Below are 19060 nucleotides of genomic sequence, written 5' to 3'. Positions count from 1 at the left end.
TGCTCCTTGTTGCCTTCGATTTAACAAATATAGTAAGGCTAGCAGTTGAGCAGCAGGGCGGGGCTGGAAATTCAGGTTGCTGTCAGGGGGTCGCAAGGCACTGTAAATGGCCGTGGCGCACTCCGCGCTGGGCAATCACATCGTCGGCGAAGTGCTGCACGTCGCCCATTTTGCCTTTCAGCACGGCAATTTCCAGGCAGTCGTCATGACTCATATGCACATGCAGGGTAGCAACGGAGAGATCATGATGATGGTGCTGCGTTGCCACGATGCGGCTCGCCAGATCGCGCTTCTCATGCTCGTAAACATAGGAGAGCACAGCGTAACCCTGCTTCTCGCTATCCTGCGCTGACTCCTGTGCCAGCGCGCTGCGTAAAATATCCCGCAGGGCTTCCGAGCGGTTGTTATAGCCACGTCGCGCGCTCAGCGTATCCAGCGTATCCAGCAGGTCATCATCGAGCGTAATGGTCACACGTTGCATAGCATCGTCCTTTGTAACGAAGGGGGAAAGGCGGGTAACACCGCCTGTTGCAGCGCTTGCCCTGCGGGAGAGCAAAAGCGAAGCGGTGTGCTGACGGCAAGGGTTTCGACGATTTCGCCGTGGTCCATCACCATCACCCGCTGGCAAAAACGTTCAACCAGGCGTAAATCGTGGGTGATAAACAGGCAGGCGACGCCGGAGCGTTGTTGCAGGCGCTTGAGCAGGTTAATCACGCCCGCCTGGAGCAGCAGATCGAGGCTGGAGACCGCTTCGTCCAGAATCAGCAGTTTGGGTTCCACCGCCAGCGCGCGTGCCAGGCAGACGCGCTGAAGCTGGCCGCCGCTCAGCTGCGACGGGCGCTTATCAAGCAGCGAGGCGTCCAGCTCCACATCGGTAAGCAGTTGCAGGATACGCGCCTGTTGTTCGCTGCGCGAGAGCGCAAGCAGGTGGCGCAGGGGTTCGCGCAGGATCTCGCCAACGGTTTTTCGCGGGTTGACCGCGCTTACCGGGTCCTGAAACACCATCTGGATATCGCGGCGAAAGGCTTTGCGCGCCCGGCGGTTCAGCCGGTTAAGTGGAGTGCCCTGCCAGCAGATTTCACCGTCATCCGGCGATTCAAGCCCGACCAGCAGGCGCGCCAGCGTACTTTTGCCACAACCGCTGCGCCCAAGCAGGGCCACGGTTTCACCGCTGTAAAGCGTAAGCGAAACCGCTTTCAGCACTGGCTGGCGGCGATAAGCATGTGAAACTTCAATAGCATCCAGCAGATTCATTGCATAAGCTCCATACCATAGAGCGCCAGATGCGCGGCAATCAGTTGCCGGGTCAGCGGATGTTGTGGCGCAGTGAACAGGGCGTCCACCGTGCCGCGCTCAATAATTCGCCCGTTATTCATCACCGCCACGTTATCGGCGAGCCGCGCCACCACGCCCATATCATGCGTGACCAGCAGCATGCCAGGCTTGCGCTCGCGCACGATGCTTGCCAGTAAATCCAGCATCCTGGCCTGGGCAACCGCGTCCAGATCTGTTGTGGGTTCATCGGCCACGATAAACGGTGCATCGCTAAGTAGCGCCAGCGCAATCATCATGCGCTGCAACATGCCGCCGCTCATTTCAAACGGATAGAGCGACAGAACGCGCGCTGCATCGTCCAGCCCCACGCTTTGGAGCACCGCGACCAGCGCGGCGTCATCGACCTGTTTACCCAACGCATGGCAGGTTTCCCGCGCATGTCCGGCCATGGTGCGCAGCGGGTTAAAGGCGCTGCGCGGGTTTTGCATCACCGTCGCCACGGTCGCGCCGCGCAACGCCTGCGGGCTGACGGGCCTGTCGTCTGCCAGCACTCGTCCCGCTGTTTGCCGCACACCGGCGGGTAGCACGCCGAGCGCGGCGGCGCAGGTGAGCGACTTACCGCTGCCGCTGCCGCCGACCAGCGCCAGCACCTGGCCGCGTTGCAGCGTTAGCGAAACATCCTCAACGAGCGGTTTTTGCGCATGAAGCGAAATATTTTCCAGCCTGAGTTGCTGTGGCATCAGTGAGCATGCTCCGTTTCAAGGTGAGGATCGAGGTGATCGCGCAGCGCATCACCCACGAGGTTAAACGCCATCACGCTGATAAACAGCGCCAGTCCCGGCCACAGCATTTGCAGCGGCTGCGTCCAGATATACTGCCTGGCATCGTTGATCATCACGCCCCATTCCGCCGTTGGTGCCGTGACGCCGAGGCCAAGAAACGACATCCCGGCCACGTGCAGCATCATATGACCGATATCCAGCGTCGCCAGCACCAGCAGCGAAGGCAGTACCGCGCCTGCCAGGTGATCGCGAAACAGGTGCAGGTAACTGGCACCGCTTAAACGCGCGGCCAGCACATATTCACGGCTGCGCAGGGAGATAACCAGGCTGCGTACCATGCGGGCGTACCACGCCCAGTGAGAGAGGGCGATGGCGAGGATCACATTAGTCAGCCCGGTGCCCAGTACGCCGACCATAAAAAAAGAGAGGATCGAGGTGGGAAAGGTCATAAAAATATCGGCCACGCGCATAATGGCCTGATCGACTCGCCCGCCAAGCAGCCCGGCACAACCGCCCGCGCATAAACCGATGGCCAGCACCAACAGCAGGCAGAGCACCACGGCCCCCAGCGACACGCGGGTGGCGGCCATCAGCCGGGAGAAGATATCGCGCCCGAGGTGATCGGTGCCCAGCCAGTGCTGGCTACCTGGCGGCAGCAAGCGGGAGGACAAATCAATCGCCGTGGGATCAAAGGGCGTCCACCACTGGCACGTCAGAGCGATAAACAGCAGGCACGCCAGAATCAGCAACGCAAAGCGCACCGGCCAGCGCAGGGCGCGTAACCTGTTCATGAGCGTGCTCCTTCGTGATGACGAATACGCGGATCGAGCGCGGCGCTCAGGGCATCCACCGTCAGGTTACACAGCACAAAGACGATAACCATCACCAGCGTAAAGCACTGAATCACCGGATAGTCCCGGTTAAAAATGGCGGATACCGCGTAACGACCAATGCCGGGCCAGGCGAAAATGCTTTCAATAATCATCGTGCCGCCAATCAGTTCACCGATATGCATCCCCATCGCGGTGATAACCGGTAGCGCGGCATTGCGCAAAATATGCCGCCGCTCGGTCTGCCTGTCGCTCAGTCCGCGCAGGCGTGCCCAGGTGACGTGCCGCTGCCCGGCGGCGTCCAGCATACTGGCGCGCAGCAAGCGGGCATTGATGGCAAGCGACATAAAAGCGATAGAGACCGCAGGGAGGATCACATGCTGCCAGCTGCCGTAACCCAGGGCGGGTAGCCACTTCAGTTGCACCGAGAAGAGCATCACCAGCAAAAAGGCCAGCCAGAAGTTGGGCATCGACACGCCAAGAAACGCCAGGGCGCGCACGGCAAAATCCGGCATTTTGTCGCGATGACGCGCCGCCCAGATACCGAGCGGCACCGAAGTGAATAAAATCAGCAGCAGAGCCGCGCCCGCCAGTTGCAGCGTGGCGGGCAGAAAATGCAGCACATCTTCCAGCACCGGGCGGCCAGTGGCGTAGGAGATGCCAAAATCCAGATGGCAAGCGCGCCACAGCCAGTGGGCGTATTGCGCAAACAGCGGTTGATCAAGCCCCAGCTGTGCGCGGGTCGCAGCAAGCATTTGTGGCGTTGGCGGCAGGTTCGACAGGCGCAAATAATCCATCGCCGGATCGCCGGTTCCAAGACGCAGCAGCAGGAAAATCATCACCGAGGCGGCAAAAATCATCGGTATCAATAACAGCACGCGCCTTAGCAAATAGCGGCTCATTGTGCGTTTTCCGCTGCTATCTGCTCAAACGGGATCTCCTGGGCAATCGGCGCAAAAGGAATCGTGCCAAGCGCCGGTTTTGCCACCACCATCATGGAGACATAGCTGATGGGCAGATAAACCGCTTCGTTATGCAGGCGCGTCAGGAGATCTTTATAGAGCGCGCGGCGCTGGTTTTCATCGCGGGTTGTCAGCACCTCGCCAATTTCCTTGTCGATGATGGCTTTGTCCGGCAGGCCGCGCTGCGCCTGGTAATCCGCATGGGAAGGCACGCGCATGGAACTCATAAAGGCATGCGGATCGTACGGCGCGCCCCATGTACGGGTGAAAATCATGCCGAAACGACCGTCGCGCTGGCGGGCGTAGATGCTGCTTTCTTCCTCGCCGATAAGGGTGATATCTACGCCCAACTGGCGCAGATTTGCCTGAATAATTTCCGCCATCGATTTGCTCAGCGCATCGGTCCCGACAAAAGCCAGTTCGATATGCAGCGGCTGCCCGGCTTTCTCACGGATTGTTTTCCCGGCAGGCAGCGTCCAGCCCGCCTCGTCCAGCAAAGCCTGTGCTTTTTGCGGATCGTAGCGGCGCGGTGCCAGGCCAATGTTGGCATACGGTACCGTCGGGGCGAAGAGGGTATCCGCCACCTGCTGCGTGCCGTACAGCGCGCCATCGACCAGCGCTTTTTTATCTACCGCGTAGTTCAGCGCTTCGCGCACGGCCAGCTCGCTGGTGGGCGCGCGCGCTGAGTTGAGCGCCAGCATGACGGTCTCCAGCGGGGCGGAAAGCTGGGTATGCCACGCGGGATCGGCGCGTAAGCGGGCAAACGTATCCAGCGATAACAGCCCTTCGTTGCCATACAGCATATCGATATCGCCGGTTTCCAGCGCGACCGCGCGGCTGGTCGGGTCAGGGATCACTTTTATAACAACTTTATCAAGCGCCGATTTCTTTCCCCAGTAGTGCTCGTTGCGCACCAGTATGTCGTACTGGTTGAGGCGCGAGGTTTGTAAAACCCACGGCCCGGTGCCAATCGGTGCTTTGATCCCCTCTTTTGTTTGGTGATTTTTAAATTGTGAAGGGGCGATAAAACGAAACGGGCGCGGCAGGGAGAGTTCTTGTAAAAAAGGGTAGTAGGCGCTTTTAAGCGTGATTTGGAGCTGATTAGCGCTGAGCGCTTTGACATCGGTTATCTGGTTTGCCAGCTCCAGCCAGGCGTGGCGCGGGCGGTTATCCAGCACGGCACGGAAGTTTTCCGCTGCTGCCTGCGCATTGAATATTTCACCATTGGAAAATTTTACATCGTCGCGCAGGGTGAAAATCCAGGTTTTGCCATCGTCTGAATGCGTCCAACTGCTAGCCAGCCAGGGTTTGACACTGCCGTCCGACTGGTACTTCACCAGTGGTTCATAAACCATGCTTTGGGCAAACATCTGATTCGGCGTATAAAGATGCGGATTGAGCGGGCCAACGTTGACTGGCCAGGCGGTGGTCAGGGTGTGTTGTACTGCCGAAACGGCAAAGGATGCGCAGAGCATGAGCAGAGCGCCAGCGTGACGATAAAGAGACACAAGTGGTTCCTTGTCTGTGGCGAAAGTATGATGATTCTAGTTATTCGTCATACGCATAATCTGTCCTGGATCAAAAGCCACTCCATTAGCATGGTTATATGTGTTCACAGGATCTTTTCGATCAATACGCCCGGTACAGGAACAAGGCTGCATTCGGCACGGGGGATGATGGTTTAGTCGGCGCCAGGAATTTATCGTGGCCGGAGCTGCAAACTCGGATTTTTATTGCGCAGTTCTGTTTGTAAAATAAATTTTATTTAAAAATCAATTTTTAAAAGGCGCGCGGCGCTAACGCTTAAACAATGCCAGCAGCATTTCGACCTGCTCATCCAGCGGCATGAGATCTTTTTTCACGATCAAATGCAGCGGCGTGGCACGGCGTGCGCCATGCGTGAGCGGTAATTTTTTTAATACGCCAGCCGCCAGCAGCGGTTGAATGCGCTCCTCCGGCAGCCAGCCATAGCCGACCTGATGCTGTACAGCTTCGATGGCGGCATCGATGGTTGAAAATGTCCACGAGGCCTGCGCGCCGGGGCTTTGCTGAGTTTCGCTCTCGACAACACGGATAAGCGGCCATGCGCTCAGCATCGTCTCGCTGACCTGCTCTGCCGCGCACAGAGGGTGCTCGCGATGCGCGACGGCGACAAAGTCGATATTCATCAGCCACTCACCGCGCCCTGTCGTATCCTGGCGGCGAGTCAGCACCAGCACATCTGCCTGCGCATAAACGGGCTGCTCGGCTGAAGCGGTTTCCAGAACTTCGGTCAGGCGCACTTGCGTTTGTGGATAGCACTGCTGAAATTGCCGCAAAATGGCGAACAAGCGGGCGCGGGGGAAGATGCTATCGACCACCAGATCCAGCCTTGTTCGCATACCGTTACGCAGCGTTGCCGCCTGGCTCTCTACCCATTCGAACGCTTTCAACAGCGGCTTTACCTGATTAAGCAATAGCTCGCCCGCAGGCGTGAGCACGGCGCGCCTGCCTTCCGGCTGCAGCAACGCCACGCCCAGCCGTTCCTGTAATAAAGCCAGGTTATAACTCACGGAGGACTGGCTGCGGTGTGTCTCTTCTGCCGCTCGGGCAAAGCTGCCCAGCTCCACCACCTTTTGCAGTAACGTCCATTGTTCGAGAGTTGTTTTGTGCATCATTCATCTAATTTTTGAATGTATTTGATGTAAATATAGCGTTATTAAATACATTTTTGCAGCAGTAGGATCGTCTCATCAACACAGAGGAGACGAAAAATGAGTACTTTTGATAAACATGATCTGAGCGGTTTCGTCGGCAAACATCTGGTATATACCTACGATAATGGCTGGAATTACGAGATCTACGTAAAAAATGAATCGACAATCGATTACCGCATCCACAGTGGTATTGTGGCAAACCGTTGGGTGAAAGGTCAGCAGGTGTTTATCGCCCGCGTCGGTGAGAGTATCTATAAAATTTCCTGGACCGAGCCGACAGGTACCGATGTCAGCCTGATTGTGAATCTTGGCGATCGTTTGTTCCACGGCACCATCTTTTTCCCGCGTTGGGTTATCAATAACCCGGAAAAAACCGTCTGCTTCCAGAACGATCATATTCCGCTAATGGAATCTTACCGTGCTGCTGGCCCGGCCTACCCAACAGAAGTGATTGATGAATTTGCCACTATTACGTTTGTGCGTGATTGCGGAGCAAATAATGAAAGCGTTATTAACTGTGCTGCCAGTGAATTACCGGCTAATTTTCCGGACAATCTTTCATGAAAAATTCATGCTGTTTGATTGTTTTGCTGTAAATGTTATTTAAACATAAGATGTAGAAAATTATTATTTCCTCGCTTCGTTGTTAATTCGTTTAAATATCAACGATAACGCCCGTGTGCTGTGCATATGGGCGTTAGACATTTCATCGGTTTGACATTTGACATATCTATGCATCAACGCTGAAATTTTAAACTTTTGTTTGATAAAAACTTTTTTGGGAGTTTTTATTTCTCTCCTTCCTTAATGTTGTCCTAATATTTCATAAGTAATATTTTCTAACTGACTGCGCCAGATGATTATTGTAGTAAACATGCGTTCATTATCATCCGGTTTAACTTTTATCCGCCATGTTACTCAACAGCCGCAACGTAATTGTGGGTCCGTTAATACGTCAATGACGTCAGGAAAAAAAGATGAGTGATTTTTTACCGTTCTCTCGCCCGTCAATGGGGGATGAAGAGCTTGCAGCCGTTCAACAGGTTTTATTATCTGGCTGGATCACCACAGGTCCAAAAAATCAGGCATTAGAAGAGGCTTTTTGTGGTTTGACCGGCAACCAGCACGCCATTGCCGTCAGTTCCGCCACCGCAGGCATGCACGTCACGCTGATGGCGCTGGGTATTGGCCCAGGCGATGAAGTGATTACCCCGTCGATGACCTGGGTATCGACGCTGAATATGATTGTGCTGCTTGGCGCAACACCGGTGATGATTGACGTCGACAGAGAGACGCTGATGGTCACACCCGAAGCGATTGAAGCCGCGATTACTCCCCGCACCAGAGCGATTATACCCGTGCATTACGCTGGCGCGCCGGTGGATATCGACGCTATCCGGGCGGTTGGCGAAAAGCATGGCCTTGCGGTCATTGAAGATGCAGCCCACGCTGCCGGAACGCTGTATAAAGGCCGCCATGTTGGCTGGCAGGGCACGGCAATTTTCTCCTTTCACGCCATCAAAAATATGACCTGCGCCGAAGGCGGGCTGGTGGTGACGGACGACGAACAGCTGGCCAGTCGTATCCGCAGCCTGAAATTCCACGGCCTCGGCGTTGATGCGTTCGACAGGCAGACGCATGGCCGCGCTCCGCAGGCAGAAGTTATCACTCCTGGTTTTAAATACAATCTGGCGGATATCAATGCCGCCATTGCGCTGGTTCAGCTTGGCAAACTGGCGGCGGCGAATGAACGGCGAAGTGAAATCGCCCGGCGCTACTTGCACGCGCTGGCGGATACCCCTTTCCAGCCGCTGGCGCTGCCCGCCTGGCCGCATTTGCATGCCTGGCATCTGTTTATTATCCGTGTCGATTTTAAGCGTTGCGGCATTAGCCGTGATGCGTTGATGGAAGCGCTGAAAACGCAAGGCATCGGCACCGGCCTGCATTTTCGTGCGGCCCACACGCAAAAGTACTACCGCGACCATTTTCCCGTCTCGTTACCCAATACGGAATGGAACAGTGAGCGCATATGTTCCATCCCTCTTTTTCCGGATATGACCCATGACGACACGACCCGCGTCATTGACGCACTCCATCAACTTGCCGGGGGTTGATATGTTCACCTTACCGCCCATCGAAAAAGTCTCCGTGGTGATCCCCGTTTTTAACGAAGAAGAGAGCCTGCCCGAACTGCTTCGCCGTACCACGGCCAGCTGCGACTCCCTCGGGATAGCCTATGAAATTCTGCTGGTGGATGACGGCAGCAGCGATAATTCAGCGCTGATGCTAAGCGAAGCGGCAGAACAGCCGGGCAGCCATGTCGTGGCCGTGATGCTCAACCGCAACTACGGCCAGCACTCGGCGATCATGGCGGGTTTCAGCCATGTTAGCGGCGATCTTGTCATTACGCTGGATGCAGATTTGCAAAACCCGCCGGAGGAGATCCCGGCGCTGGTCGAGAAAGCGAAAGAGGGCTACGACGTGGTCGGCACCGTGCGCCAGAACCGCCAGGACAGCCTGTTTCGCAAACTCGCGTCGCGCACGATTAACCGCCTTATCCAGCGCGCCACGGGGAAAGCGATGGGCGATTACGGCTGCATGCTGCGCGCCTACCGTCGGCATATCGTTGACGCCATGCTGCGCTGCCATGAGCGCAGCACGTTTATTCCTATCCTCGCCAATACCTTCGCCCGCAAAGCGATAGAGATCCCGGTGCACCATGCTGTACGCGAGTATGGCGATTCAAAATACAGTTTTATGCGTCTGATTAATTTGATGTATGACCTGGTGACCTGCCTGACCACTACGCCGCTGCGCCTGCTCAGCGTTTTCGGCAGCGTGATTGCACTGCTGGGCTTCTCTTTGTCGGTGCTGTTGGTGGTGCTACGCCTGACGTTTGGCCCGCAGTGGGGCGGAGAAGGGATGTTCATGCTTTTCGCCATTCTGTTCACCTTTATTGGCGCCCAGTTTATTGGCATGGGGCTTTTGGGTGAGTATATCGGCCGTATCTATAACGATGTCCGCGCTCGCCCCCGCTATTTTATTCAACGTGTTGTCCGCCACGATCGCACGCTGTCATCAGAGGAAAAAGAATAATGAAAGCTGTTGTATTTGCTTATCACGACATGGGGTGTGTCGGCACACAGGCGTTGCTCGACGCAGGCTTTGACATCGCGGCAATTTTTACCCACCCGGACAGCGCCAACGAGAACCACTTTTTCGGCTCGGTCGCGCGTATCGCCGCTGAACATAGCATTCCTGTCTATGCCCCTGATGAAGTCAACCATCCTCTGTGGGTCGAAAGGATCCGCGCCCTGAACCCTGACGTTATTTTCTCTTTCTATTACAGAGATTTGCTCTGCGACGACATTCTGGCTTGCGCGAAAGCGGGGGCGTATAACCTGCACGGCTCGCTGCTGCCCGCATACCGTGGCCGCGCGCCGCTAAACTGGGTGCTGGTCAATGGCGAAACCGAAACGGGCGTCACGCTGCACCGCATGCTTTCCCGGGCCGATGCCGGGAATATTATTGCCCAGCAACGCATAGCTATTGATGATAACGACGACGCGATGACGCTGCACCGTAAACTGTGCGAGGCGGCAAAAACCCTCCTGCAAGCGGTGTTGCCAGCCATCGAAAAGCAAAACTTTAGCGAAGCGAAGCAGGATGAGCTACGCGCCAGCTATTTTGGTCGCCGAACCCCGGAAGATGGGCGCCTGGACTGGGAGCGTCCGGCGCGAGCGCTGCATAATCTGGTGCGTGCGGTGACCGATCCCTGGCCGGGCGCTTATAGCTTCGTGGGTTCGCATAAATTCATTATCTGGAAGTCCCGTCTGCGCGACGATGTGGCTCCGGCCAGGCCTGGCACCGTGCTATCGGTTGCGCCTTTTCTGGTCGCGGCTGCCGATGGCGCGCTGGAAATTATTACCGGGCAGACGGAAAACGGCGTCTATATGCAGGGCGCGCAGCTGGCGCAATCGCTGGGGCTGGTGGCCGGGGCGTTGCTGACCAGCCGTCCTGTCGTGGCGGTTAAGCGCCGCACCCGCGTACTTATCCTGGGCGTTAACGGTTTTATTGGTAACCATCTCACCGAACGCCTGTTGCGCGACGATAACTACGAGATTTTTGGCCTGGATATCAGCGCGGATGCGATCGGGCGTTTCCTCGACTGCCCGCGTTTTCATTTTGTTGAAGGCGATATCAGCATCCATTCCGAGTGGATTGAGTACCACGTCAAGAAGTGCGACGTTGTGCTGCCGCTGGTGGCGATCGCAACGCCTATCGAGTACACCCGCAACCCGCTGCGCGTTTTTGAGCTGGATTTTGAAGAGAACCTGAAAATCATCCGCGACTGCGTCAAGTATCGCAAACGCATCATTTTCCCTTCGACCTCAGAAGTGTACGGCATGTGCACTGATAAGGTCTTCGACGAAGACACCTCGAACCTGGTGGTTGGCCCCATCAATAAGCAGCGCTGGATCTACTCGGTATCGAAGCAGTTACTGGACCGCGTAATTTGGGCGTACGGCGAAAAGGAAGGGCTACGCTTTACGCTGTTCCGTCCGTTTAACTGGATGGGGCCACGGCTGGATAATCTCAACGCTGCGCGGATTGGCAGCTCGCGCGCCATCACACAACTGATCCTTAACCTGGTCGAAGGGTCGCCGATAAAACTGATTGAAGGCGGGAAACAAAAACGCTGCTTTACCGATATCAGCGATGGTATCGAGGCGCTGTTTCGCATCATTGAGAACGTGGACGGGCGCTGCGACGGCCAAATCATCAACATTGGTAACCCTGACAACGAGGCCAGCATCAAGGCAATGGCTGAAATGCTGCTCGAAAGCTTTGAGCAGCACCCGCTACGCGACCGCTTCCCACCTTTTGCCGGTTTTCGCGAAGTGGAGAGCAGCAGCTATTACGGTAAAGGTTATCAGGACGTGGAGCACCGCAAACCGAGTATCCGCAATGCGAAGAGGCTGTTGCACTGGGAGCCGAAAATAGCGATGCGCCAGACCATTGATGAAACGCTGGATTTCTTCCTGCGTACCGTGGAGCTGACTGACGAGAAACCAGCATGAAGCGCGTTGGCTTACGCATTGATGTGGATACCTTTCGCGGCACCCGTGACGGCGTGCCGCGACTGCTCGCGCTGCTGGAAAAGCACCATATTCAGGCCAGCTTTTTTTTCAGCGTAGGGCCGGACAACATGGGGCGGCATATCTGGCGTCTGCTTAAGCCAAAATTTCTCTGGAAGATGCTGCGTTCACGCGCGGCATCGCTCTATGGCTGGGACATCCTGCTGGCAGGCACGGCCTGGCCTGGCAGGCTTATCGGTGAGGGTAACGCGGCAGTCATTCGCAAGGCGGCCCAGGAGCATGAAGTGGGGCTGCACGCCTGGGATCACCACGGTTGGCAGTGCTGGAGCGGCGCCTGGCCGCAGCCCCGGCTGGAAGCGGAGATCGCGCGGGGCCTGCACGCGCTGGAAGCCATTATTGGTAAACCCGTGCTCTGCTCTGCGGTCGCAGGCTGGCGTGCTGATCAACGGGTGGTTAACGCGAAGTCATCTTTTGCCTTTCACTACAACAGCGATTGTCGCGGCAGTCGGCCATTTCGCCCGCAGATTGCGCCTGGCGAGTTTGCGGCACCGCAGATCCCGGTCACGCTGCCAACATGGGATGAGGTGGTCGGCACCGGGGTCGGCGCGGCACAGTTCAATCGATTTATTCTCAACCGCATGCACCGGGACAGCGGTACGCCGGTGTATACCATTCATGCCGAAGTGGAGGGGATTATCGGGGCTGAGGGGTTTGATGAGCTACTTAGCATGGCCGCGCGGGAAGATATCGTTTTTTGCCCGCTGAGCCAGCTGTTGCCGGAAGATATCAGCACGCTGCCGCCGGGAAAAGTGGTGCGTGGAGAAGTGGCTGGTCGTGAAGGCTGGCTCGGTTGCCAACAATTATTGAGTTCCGGGTTATGAAATCCATTCATTATGGTCTGGGGCTGGTTGCCCTGTTTGCCCTCTATTACCTCATTCCGCTGGAATATCGCTTGCTCTGGCAGCCCGATGAAACCCGCTATGCTGAGATCAGCCGCGAAATGCTGCACAACGGCGACTGGATCGTGCCGCATTTTCTCGGCCTGCGCTATTTTGAAAAACCGATCGCCGGTTACTGGATAAACAGCGTCGGCCAGTGGCTATTCGGCGAGAGCAATTTTGCTGTGCGCTTTGGCGCGGTGCTTTCCACGGCGCTGTCGGGGCTGCTCGTCGCCCGGCTGGCGTGGAAAATGTGGCGCGATAAAACCACCGCGGTGCTGTCTGGCGTTATCTATCTGACGGCGTTTCTGGTCTACGGCATTGGCACCTATGCGGTGCTGGACCCGATGATTACGCTATGGCTGGTGCTGGCGATGTACAGTTTCTGGCGCGCGGCGCAGGCGACCACGCGAGGGGGGAAATGTAGCGGCTATCTGTTGCTGGGGATCGCCTGCGGGCTGGGCGTCATGACCAAAGGGTTTCTTGCGCTGGTGGTGCCGGTCATTGGCGTGCTGCCCTGGGTTATCGCGCAAAAACGCTGGAAAGAAGTCCTCTGCTGGGGCTGGCTGTCGATTATCGCCTGCGCGCTGACCGTGCTGCCGTGGGGGCTGGCGATTGCGCAGCGCGAGCCGGACTTCTGGCGCTACTTCTTCTGGGTTGAACATGTTCAGCGCTTCGCACAGTCAGATGCGCAGCATAAAGCGCCTTTCTGGTATTACCTCCCATTTTTGCTGGCCGGTAGCCTGCCGTGGCTGGCTTTGTTACCTGGCGCGTTGAAAACCGGCTGGCTGGCGCGTAAAACAGAGATCAAAGCGGATTTTTATCTGTTGGGTTGGGTGGTCATGCCGCTGCTGTTTTTTAGCATCGCCAAAGGGAAGTTACCGACTTATATCCTGCCATGCTTCGCGCCGCTGGCCATCCTGATGGCTCGTTATGGCGTCGCACTGGCGCAGCGCGGCGGGCGGGCGTTGCGTATCAATGCCTGCATTAACATTGGCGTGGGTTTGCTTGGCGTGGCAGCGGCAATCGTCGTCTCGCCGTGGGGCTTTTTAAAGCAGCCGGTGTGGGTGCCGATAGAGCTGTATAAAGTGTGGCTGGCAGCCTTTGCCTTTGGAATATGGGCGCTGGTGGGCTGGTTGACCTTGCAGGCAAGCACGCAACGCTGGGCGTATGCCGCGTTTTGCCCGCTGGGGATAGCGCTGATGATTGGCGCGGTGATCCCGGACAAAGTCATGGATTCAAAACAGCCGCAGTTTCTGATTGATTTTGTCTATGAGTCCCTCGCGCCCAGCCGTTATGTAATGACGGACAGCGTTGGCGTTGCCGCCGGTCTTGCCTGGGAGCTTAAACGCCAGGACATCATTCTGTTTGGTTCGCGCGGCGAGCTGGCTTATGGCCTGGCATACCCGGAAGGAAAGGGGAGGCTGGTGCGCGAAGCGGACTTCAGCGACTGGCTGGCGCAGCGGCGTCAACAGGGCATTGTGTCGCTGGTTCTGCACCAAAACAAGCCGGATGACTTTACCCGGCTGGCTATCCCAAAACCGGATAATATTTATGTGCAGGGGCGTATGGTCTTAATTCAGTATTTTCCTCAATGAATGACCTGGCCGCAATGGCGAACTGGGGCTGGCTTGTCCTTGCCAGCCTTTTGAGCTGCGCCGGGCAGCTTTGTCAGAAGCAAGCGACCCGCCCGGCGGTGAGCGGGCGGCGCGGCGCGCACCTGGGTTTATGGCTCGGTCTGGCGCTGGTTTCGCTGGGAGCCGGTATGGCGCTGTGGCTTTTAGTGTTACAGCGCATCCCGGTGGGTGTGGCCTACCCAATGCTGAGCCTGAACTTTGTCTGGGTAACGCTTGCCGCGCGCTTTATCTGGCGTGAGCGCGTCAACGCCCGCCATGCGCTTGGCGTCGCGCTCATTATTCTCGGGATTTTTGTTCTGGGGAGTTCGCTATGAGCGGCATCCGCTGGGCCTTATGTAGCGTGCTGCTGGTGAGCGTCGCGCAACTGTTGCTGCGCTCGGCGATGGTGTCGCTGCCGCCGGTGGCGCTCAACGGCGCTTTTTTCACTGCGGTGCTGTATCCGCAAAAAGGCACCTTGTTGCTGGTTCTGGGGCTGCTGGGCTATCTGGCCTCGATGGCCTGCTGGTATGTTGCGTTGCACCGCTTGCCGCTCAGTAAAGCATACACGTTGCTGAGCCTGAGTTATATTCTGGTGTGGGCGGCGGCCATCTGGCTTCCCGGATGGCACGAACCTTTTTCTCTGCGCGGCTTGCTGGGCGTGTTGCTGATTGCCGCCGGTGTGCTGGTTATCTTTCTTCCAGCGCCGCGGCCGAAAGCGTAAAGGCGGTCGGCGTACAGACGGATAGACACAGGCCATCAAGCTGGTAATGGCTGATATTCAGATGCGGCGTATTGCTGCTGTCGACGCTGACAATTTGCCATGCGCTGCCGCCACGCTGCTTGATAATCGCTTCTTTGCGCGTCCAGATACGCCAGAACGCGGTTAGCTGCTGTTCCGGTTGCTGTTGCTCAATTTCCTGATGCTCGCCCTGGCTAAAAACAGCATTTGCGATGGTTAGCCAGTTATCCCGCGGGCGAATCATCTCGATATCGCAGCCTACTTCGCCCTCATCACTCAGCAGCAGCGCGATGCGGTCGCCGCTGTGGCTAATGTTGAACCATAACGGTGTATCGTTGGCAAACATCGGTTTCCCCTGCTCGCCATAGCAAATTTCCGGCAGCGGATCGCACGCTTGCGCCAGCAACATCCGCCCGGCGAGCCAGCTGTTACGCCGTGCGCCTTTCGGCGCTTGCTGCATAAGCGTTGCAGGCAGCGCGCCCGTACACAGCGAGGAAATGGTGCCCAGTAACAACCGATACATACCTATGCCCAACGTTTGATAATGAGAGAAGTATTGATGCCGCCGAACGCGAAGTTATTGCTTTGCAAAAACTCGCAATCAATATGGCGGGCCTCACCCATGATATAGTCCAGCGCGCCGCATTGTTCGTCGGGCGCGGTCAAATTCAGCGTAGGTGCAAACCAGCCCTCGCGCATCATTTGCAGGCTCATCCAGGCTTCCAGCGCGCCGCAGGCACCGAGCGTATGACCAAAATAACTTTTCAGCGATGAAACAGGCACATTATCACCGAAGATCGCCGCTGTTGCCTGGCTTTCTGCCAGATCCCCGCGATCGGTTGCGGTGCCGTGCGCAGAAATATAGCCAATATCCAGCGGGTTAAGCCCGGCAATCTGCAACGCTTGCTCCATGCAAATTTGCATGGTTTCGCGCTGCGGTTGGGTGATATGCGCCGCATCACAGTTAGTGGCGAAGCCAACGATTTCACCGTAAATGGTCGCGCCGCGCGCTTTGGCATGTTCCAGCTCTTCCAGAATCAGCGTCCCTGCGCCTTCGCCAATCACCAGCCCGTCGCGGCGACTATCGAACGGCGCAGGCGTCGTTTTCGGCTCGTCATTGCGCTGGCTGGTGGCAAACAGCGTGTCAAAAACCGCGGCTTCTGACGGGCACAGCTCTTCTGCGCCACCGGCAACCATCACGTCCTGATAACCGTGGCGAATGGCTTCCCACGCATAACCAATCGCCTGGCTGCCGGACGTACAGGCGCTGGAGGTCGGGATCACGCGCCCGCGCAGACCGAAAAATAGCCCGGTATTGACCGCCGTGGTGTGCGGCATCATCTGCACATAGGTGGTACCGGTAATATTGTTAGTGTGCTTCTCGGTCAGCATGGTGGCGAACTCGCTGACCGGCCCGGTGCTGCCGGTGGAGGAGCCATAAGCAATACCGGTGCGCCCGTGGGTCAGCACCGGATCGTCAAGCAGACCGGCCTGTTCCAGCGCCAGCTCGCTGGCACGCGTTGAGAGCAGCGACACGCGGCCCATCGCGCGGATGCGCTTGCGGGTGTAATGCTCCGGCAACGTAAAGTCATCAATCGGCGCGCCAAGCAAGGTGTGCAGCCCGTCGTAAACCTGCCACTCCGGCATTTTGCGCACGGCGTTCTCATACGCCAGCAGGCGCGCAGCAACGTCCTGCCAGTTTTGCCCAAAGGCGGTGACGCCGCCCATGCCGGTAATGACCACGCGACGTGTCATAGCATCCCCCCGTTGATAGAAATCACCTGGCGGGTGACGTAACCCGCAATGTCTGACATCAAATAGCGCGCCAGCCCGGCGACCTCTTCCGCCTGGCCCATCCTTTTCATTGGGATGAGCGCCATCGCCTCTTTGAGCGCCGCTTCTTCCATCTCAATCATGCCGGTATCAATTAGCCCTGGCGCGATACAGTTGACGGTGATTTTGCGCTTCGCAAGCTCTATCGCCAGCGCTTTTGTCGCGCCAATAATCCCGGCTTTGGCCGCGCTATAGTTGACCTGGCCACGGTTGCCCATCACGCCGGAAACGGAAGAGAGCGTGATAATACGCCCGCCCTGGCGGGTGCTGATCATCGGCATGATGCAGGGCTGGATAACGTTATAAAAACTGTCGAGATTGGTGTGGATAACCGCATCCCAGTCCTCTTCGCTCAGCGCCGGAAACGCCGCGTCACGAGCGATACCAGCATTGCTGACCACGCCGTACCACGCGCCATGCTGCTCGATTTCCTGCTCCAGCACGTCCCTGCACTGTTCACGATTGCCCACATCAAAGCTGAGCAGGCGACCGTTACCGCCAGCCTGCGCAATGGCGTGCAACGTCTCCTGCGCGCCTTTTTCGTCACGGTGATAGTGCACGCCAACCGTGAAACCATCTGCGGCAAGCGCCACGGCGATAGCGCGGCCGATACCTTTGCTGGCACCGGTGACCAGTACGGAACGATTCATGGGGTAGATCCTTGATTAAAAAGCAAAGTTAATTCTTCTTTGGCGGGCTGAAACGTATTTACGCGCCCGCTGGCAAGCGTCGCCTCGCCATGCTGGATCACGCACTCAAAGCTGCCAAAGCGCTCATCCTGCATCAGCAAGGTGATGTGAATATCCAGCACGGCATCTGCGGGGAATGCGCCTTGCGCGCAGGTCAGCTCGCGCGCGCCGAGCACCATGCCCAGCGCGATGCTCTCTTCGCCGCGCTGCTGGCGGTGCCAGCCCGACCACACGCCAATGCTCTGCGCCATCAGCTCCAGCGCGTACCAGCCTGGTAGATTGCCTGCGGCATCAATAAAAGGCGACAGCACGCCGTGCTTGCTCACAGTGACGCGGCAGTGGGCGCTCTCCTCGCTGACATCCAGCACCTCATCGAGCAAAATCATCGGGGCATCGTGAGGCAAGTATTCGCCGGGCGGATGGTAACGGCTCATGACACTCTCCCCAGCAAAATGCTGGCGTTGTTCCCGCCAAAGGCGAAGGAGTTGGATAAAATCACCGGGCGCGCCAGCGGCTGCGGTGTGAGCAGCAGGCCGCAGGGCGGCAGCGTGGCGTCCAGTGGCCCACGGCTAAAATCCTGCGCCGGTAGCGGTAAATCATGAGACAAAATCAGCGCGCTGAGCGCCGCTTCCGTAATGCCCGCCGCGCCCAGCGTGTGGCCGGTTAAATGCTTGGTGGAGCTACACGGCACTCGATCGCCAAACAGTGTATTCACCACCATCGACTCTATCTGATCGTTGAGCGGCGTTGCGGTGCCGTGCAGGTTGATATAACCCACGTCATCAGGCGTCAGTTGGGCCTGCGCCAGCGCCATATTGATAGCCCGCACCGCGCCTTCTCCCTGCGGATGAGGCGCAGAAATATGCCACGCATCGCTGGACTCGCCGGTACCGAGCAGCGCCAGCGGCTGCGGCTCACGGGTCAGCACCATCAGCCCTGCCGCTTCACCAATAGTGATACCGCAGCGATCGCGGCCAAACGGCTGACACAGCGTCGGCGAAAAAGATTCCAGACTGTTAAAACCGTTCACCGGCATACGGCTGAGGGTATCTGCGCCGCCGACAATGGCGACATCAGCAAGGCCTGCATCAATCAGCCGATAGCCGTTGATAATGGCACGGGCGCTGGAAGAACAGGCGGTCGAAACGGTAAACGCCGGGCCTTCCAGCGCCAGCCAGCGGCTTAAAAAGCGCGACGGATCGCCAAGCTCCTGCTGGGGATAGCGCCACTCCAGACTCTCCTCGCCGTTTAGCGAGCGCTGCACATGCAGATCGCCCTCGTCGAGGCCCGACGTGCTGGTGCCCAGCACCACCGCAACGCGGTCACGCCCATAGCGGGCGATAGCGGCATCCACGGCGGGCTGAATTTGCTCAAGCGCGGCCAGCAGCAGTTGGTTGTTGCGGCTGCGGTGTTCGGCAAAGGACTGCGGGATCGGCGGCAGTTTGCCCTCCACCCCGCCGAGTACGACCTCCTGCGTGCCTTGCAGCCAGCCGGTGCGCGTTTTCATCCCCGGCGCTACGCCGCGCGTGAGGTTAGCGGCGATTTCTTCTGCCGACCGTCCCAGCGCGTTAAGCATGCCGATGGCGGAAATGTAGATCATC

At 57.5% G+C, this 19060-nt stretch carries 20 protein-coding genes; 8 read left to right on the top strand and 12 right to left on the bottom strand.

The genetic code is table 11. The annotated features are described in order from the left end of the window. Nucleotides 1–82: 82 nt before the first annotated feature. The 7 genes from nikR to ACTU3N_RS03580 all read right to left on the bottom strand — a co-directional run bounded on the left by nikR (nucleotide 83) and on the right by ACTU3N_RS03580 (nucleotide 6506). Nucleotides 83–481, bottom strand: coding sequence for a nickel-responsive transcriptional regulator NikR (gene nikR, locus ACTU3N_RS03610; RefSeq protein ID WP_443084771.1), 399 nt, complete (start codon nucleotides 479–481; stop codon nucleotides 83–85). Beyond that, the gene (nikE, locus tag ACTU3N_RS03605) at nucleotides 469–1254 is read right to left on the bottom strand and encodes a nickel import ATP-binding protein NikE (RefSeq protein WP_443084769.1); all 786 of its coding nucleotides are present in this window, start codon (nucleotides 1252–1254) and stop codon (nucleotides 469–471) included. The genes nikR and nikE overlap by 13 nt, the downstream gene beginning before the upstream one ends. After that, nucleotides 1251–2015: a nickel import ATP-binding protein NikD gene (gene nikD, locus ACTU3N_RS03600; protein WP_443084768.1), complete on the bottom strand. Its 765-nt coding sequence runs from the start codon at nucleotides 2013–2015 to the stop codon at nucleotides 1251–1253. The genes nikE and nikD overlap by 4 nt, the downstream gene beginning before the upstream one ends. Beyond that, complete coding sequence (gene nikC / locus ACTU3N_RS03595) at nucleotides 2015–2848, bottom strand: nickel ABC transporter permease subunit NikC (RefSeq protein WP_443084767.1); 834 nt, start codon at nucleotides 2846–2848, stop codon at nucleotides 2015–2017. The genes nikD and nikC overlap by 1 nt, the downstream gene beginning before the upstream one ends. After that, the gene (gene nikB, locus ACTU3N_RS03590) at nucleotides 2845–3789 is read right to left on the bottom strand and encodes a nickel ABC transporter permease subunit NikB (RefSeq protein ID WP_443084766.1); all 945 of its coding nucleotides are present in this window, start codon (nucleotides 3787–3789) and stop codon (nucleotides 2845–2847) included. The genes nikC and nikB overlap by 4 nt, the downstream gene beginning before the upstream one ends. Beyond that, nucleotides 3786–5357 carry a nickel ABC transporter substrate-binding protein gene (gene nikA, locus ACTU3N_RS03585; protein WP_443084765.1) on the bottom strand — a complete coding sequence of 524 codons (1572 nt, stop codon included), beginning with the start codon at nucleotides 5355–5357 and terminating at the stop codon, nucleotides 3786–3788. The genes nikB and nikA overlap by 4 nt, the downstream gene beginning before the upstream one ends. Nucleotides 5358–5645: 288 nt before the next feature. Beyond that, nucleotides 5646–6506 carry a LysR family transcriptional regulator gene (locus ACTU3N_RS03580; protein WP_443084764.1) on the bottom strand — a complete coding sequence of 287 codons (861 nt, stop codon included), beginning with the start codon at nucleotides 6504–6506 and terminating at the stop codon, nucleotides 5646–5648. 96 nt (nucleotides 6507–6602) lie between these two features. On the opposite strand from ACTU3N_RS03580, the gene ACTU3N_RS03575 reads away from it, so the two are divergent. The 8 genes from ACTU3N_RS03575 to arnF all read left to right on the top strand — a co-directional run bounded on the left by ACTU3N_RS03575 (nucleotide 6603) and on the right by arnF (nucleotide 14919). Continuing rightward, the gene (locus ACTU3N_RS03575) at nucleotides 6603–7109 is read left to right on the top strand and encodes a phenolic acid decarboxylase (RefSeq protein WP_443084763.1); all 507 of its coding nucleotides are present in this window, start codon (nucleotides 6603–6605) and stop codon (nucleotides 7107–7109) included. A gap of 413 nt (nucleotides 7110–7522) precedes the next feature. Beyond that, a complete protein-coding gene (arnB, locus tag ACTU3N_RS03570; RefSeq protein WP_443084762.1) occupies nucleotides 7523–8659 on the top strand; it encodes a UDP-4-amino-4-deoxy-L-arabinose aminotransferase in 1137 nt (378 codons plus the stop codon). After that, nucleotides 8607–9641, top strand: coding sequence for an undecaprenyl-phosphate 4-deoxy-4-formamido-L-arabinose transferase (gene arnC / locus ACTU3N_RS03565; RefSeq protein WP_443084761.1), 1035 nt, complete (start codon nucleotides 8607–8609; stop codon nucleotides 9639–9641). Before arnB ends, arnC begins: the two co-directional genes overlap by 53 nt. Beyond that, nucleotides 9641–11626 (top strand): bifunctional UDP-4-amino-4-deoxy-L-arabinose formyltransferase/UDP-glucuronic acid oxidase ArnA, encoded by a 1986-nt coding sequence (gene arnA / locus ACTU3N_RS03560; RefSeq protein WP_443084760.1) that lies wholly within the window; start codon nucleotides 9641–9643, stop codon nucleotides 11624–11626. The genes arnC and arnA overlap by 1 nt, the downstream gene beginning before the upstream one ends. Beyond that, nucleotides 11623–12525 (top strand): 4-deoxy-4-formamido-L-arabinose-phosphoundecaprenol deformylase, encoded by a 903-nt coding sequence (gene arnD, locus ACTU3N_RS03555; RefSeq protein ID WP_443084759.1) that lies wholly within the window; start codon nucleotides 11623–11625, stop codon nucleotides 12523–12525. The genes arnA and arnD overlap by 4 nt, the downstream gene beginning before the upstream one ends. Continuing rightward, entirely contained in the window at nucleotides 12522–14180 is a 1659-nt protein-coding gene (gene arnT, locus ACTU3N_RS03550; RefSeq protein WP_443084758.1) for a lipid IV(A) 4-amino-4-deoxy-L-arabinosyltransferase, read from the top strand. Before arnD ends, arnT begins: the two co-directional genes overlap by 4 nt. Next, nucleotides 14177–14533, top strand: a complete 357-nt coding sequence (arnE, locus tag ACTU3N_RS03545; RefSeq protein WP_443084757.1) for a 4-amino-4-deoxy-L-arabinose-phosphoundecaprenol flippase subunit ArnE — start codon at nucleotides 14177–14179, stop codon at nucleotides 14531–14533. Before arnT ends, arnE begins: the two co-directional genes overlap by 4 nt. Further along, nucleotides 14530–14919 (top strand): 4-amino-4-deoxy-L-arabinose-phosphoundecaprenol flippase subunit ArnF, encoded by a 390-nt coding sequence (gene arnF / locus ACTU3N_RS03540; RefSeq protein ID WP_443084756.1) that lies wholly within the window; start codon nucleotides 14530–14532, stop codon nucleotides 14917–14919. Before arnE ends, arnF begins: the two co-directional genes overlap by 4 nt. On the opposite strand, the gene acpT is transcribed toward arnF, so the two are convergent. The 5 genes from acpT to ACTU3N_RS03515 are packed head-to-tail and all read right to left on the bottom strand — an operon-like array spanning nucleotide 14885 to nucleotide 19059. Continuing rightward, nucleotides 14885–15460 carry a 4'-phosphopantetheinyl transferase AcpT gene (gene acpT / locus ACTU3N_RS03535; RefSeq protein WP_443084755.1) on the bottom strand — a complete coding sequence of 192 codons (576 nt, stop codon included), beginning with the start codon at nucleotides 15458–15460 and terminating at the stop codon, nucleotides 14885–14887. The genes arnF and acpT overlap by 35 nt on opposite strands. A 2-nt stretch (nucleotides 15461–15462) precedes the next feature. Continuing rightward, the gene (locus ACTU3N_RS03530) at nucleotides 15463–16692 is read right to left on the bottom strand and encodes a beta-ketoacyl-ACP synthase (protein ID WP_443084754.1); all 1230 of its coding nucleotides are present in this window, start codon (nucleotides 16690–16692) and stop codon (nucleotides 15463–15465) included. Further along, nucleotides 16689–17420 carry a 3-ketoacyl-ACP reductase FabG2 gene (locus tag ACTU3N_RS03525; protein ID WP_443084753.1) on the bottom strand — a complete coding sequence of 244 codons (732 nt, stop codon included), beginning with the start codon at nucleotides 17418–17420 and terminating at the stop codon, nucleotides 16689–16691. The genes ACTU3N_RS03530 and ACTU3N_RS03525 overlap by 4 nt, the downstream gene beginning before the upstream one ends. Next, entirely contained in the window at nucleotides 17417–17893 is a 477-nt protein-coding gene (locus tag ACTU3N_RS03520; RefSeq protein WP_443084752.1) for an ApeP family dehydratase, read from the bottom strand. Before ACTU3N_RS03520 ends, ACTU3N_RS03525 begins: the two co-directional genes overlap by 4 nt. Next, on the bottom strand, nucleotides 17890–19059 hold the full coding sequence (locus ACTU3N_RS03515; RefSeq protein ID WP_443084751.1) for a beta-ketoacyl-[acyl-carrier-protein] synthase family protein: 1170 nt from the start codon (nucleotides 19057–19059) through the stop codon (nucleotides 17890–17892). Before ACTU3N_RS03515 ends, ACTU3N_RS03520 begins: the two co-directional genes overlap by 4 nt. Nucleotide 19060: the final 1 nt, after the last annotated feature.

Source organism: Vagococcus sp. WN89Y (assembly GCF_052220145.1).
In the GTDB taxonomy this organism is placed as follows: Bacteria; Pseudomonadota; Gammaproteobacteria; order Enterobacterales; family Enterobacteriaceae; genus Kosakonia.
The sequence above is the reverse complement of the archived record's forward strand: the minus strand, read 5'-3'. Positions and strand labels throughout refer to the sequence as shown.

Coding starts and splice junctions, on each gene's coding strand:
- nikR (WP_443084771.1), bottom strand. CDS start 481: ATGCAACGTGTGACCATTACGCTCGATGATGACCTGCTGGATACGCTG.
- nikE (WP_443084769.1), bottom strand. CDS start 1,254: ATGAATCTGCTGGATGCTATTGAAGTTTCACATGCTTATCGCCGCCAG.
- nikD (WP_443084768.1), bottom strand. CDS start 2,015: ATGCCACAGCAACTCAGGCTGGAAAATATTTCGCTTCATGCGCAAAAA.
- nikC (WP_443084767.1), bottom strand. CDS start 2,848: ATGAACAGGTTACGCGCCCTGCGCTGGCCGGTGCGCTTTGCGTTGCTG.
- nikB (WP_443084766.1), bottom strand. CDS start 3,789: ATGAGCCGCTATTTGCTAAGGCGCGTGCTGTTATTGATACCGATGATT.
- ACTU3N_RS03580 (WP_443084764.1), bottom strand. CDS start 6,506: ATGATGCACAAAACAACTCTCGAACAATGGACGTTACTGCAAAAGGTG.
- ACTU3N_RS03575 (WP_443084763.1), top strand. CDS start 6,603: ATGAGTACTTTTGATAAACATGATCTGAGCGGTTTCGTCGGCAAACAT.
- arnB (WP_443084762.1), top strand. CDS start 7,523: ATGAGTGATTTTTTACCGTTCTCTCGCCCGTCAATGGGGGATGAAGAG.
- arnC (WP_443084761.1), top strand. CDS start 8,607: ATGACGACACGACCCGCGTCATTGACGCACTCCATCAACTTGCCGGGG.
- arnA (WP_443084760.1), top strand. CDS start 9,641: ATGAAAGCTGTTGTATTTGCTTATCACGACATGGGGTGTGTCGGCACA.
- arnD (WP_443084759.1), top strand. CDS start 11,623: ATGAAGCGCGTTGGCTTACGCATTGATGTGGATACCTTTCGCGGCACC.
- arnT (WP_443084758.1), top strand. CDS start 12,522: ATGAAATCCATTCATTATGGTCTGGGGCTGGTTGCCCTGTTTGCCCTC.
- arnE (WP_443084757.1), top strand. CDS start 14,177: ATGAATGACCTGGCCGCAATGGCGAACTGGGGCTGGCTTGTCCTTGCC.
- arnF (WP_443084756.1), top strand. CDS start 14,530: ATGAGCGGCATCCGCTGGGCCTTATGTAGCGTGCTGCTGGTGAGCGTC.
- acpT (WP_443084755.1), bottom strand. CDS start 15,460: ATGTATCGGTTGTTACTGGGCACCATTTCCTCGCTGTGTACGGGCGCG.
- ACTU3N_RS03530 (WP_443084754.1), bottom strand. CDS start 16,692: ATGACACGTCGCGTGGTCATTACCGGCATGGGCGGCGTCACCGCCTTT.
- ACTU3N_RS03525 (WP_443084753.1), bottom strand. CDS start 17,420: ATGAATCGTTCCGTACTGGTCACCGGTGCCAGCAAAGGTATCGGCCGC.
- ACTU3N_RS03520 (WP_443084752.1), bottom strand. CDS start 17,893: ATGAGCCGTTACCATCCGCCCGGCGAATACTTGCCTCACGATGCCCCG.
- ACTU3N_RS03515 (WP_443084751.1), bottom strand. CDS start 19,059: ATGATCTACATTTCCGCCATCGGCATGCTTAACGCGCTGGGACGGTCG.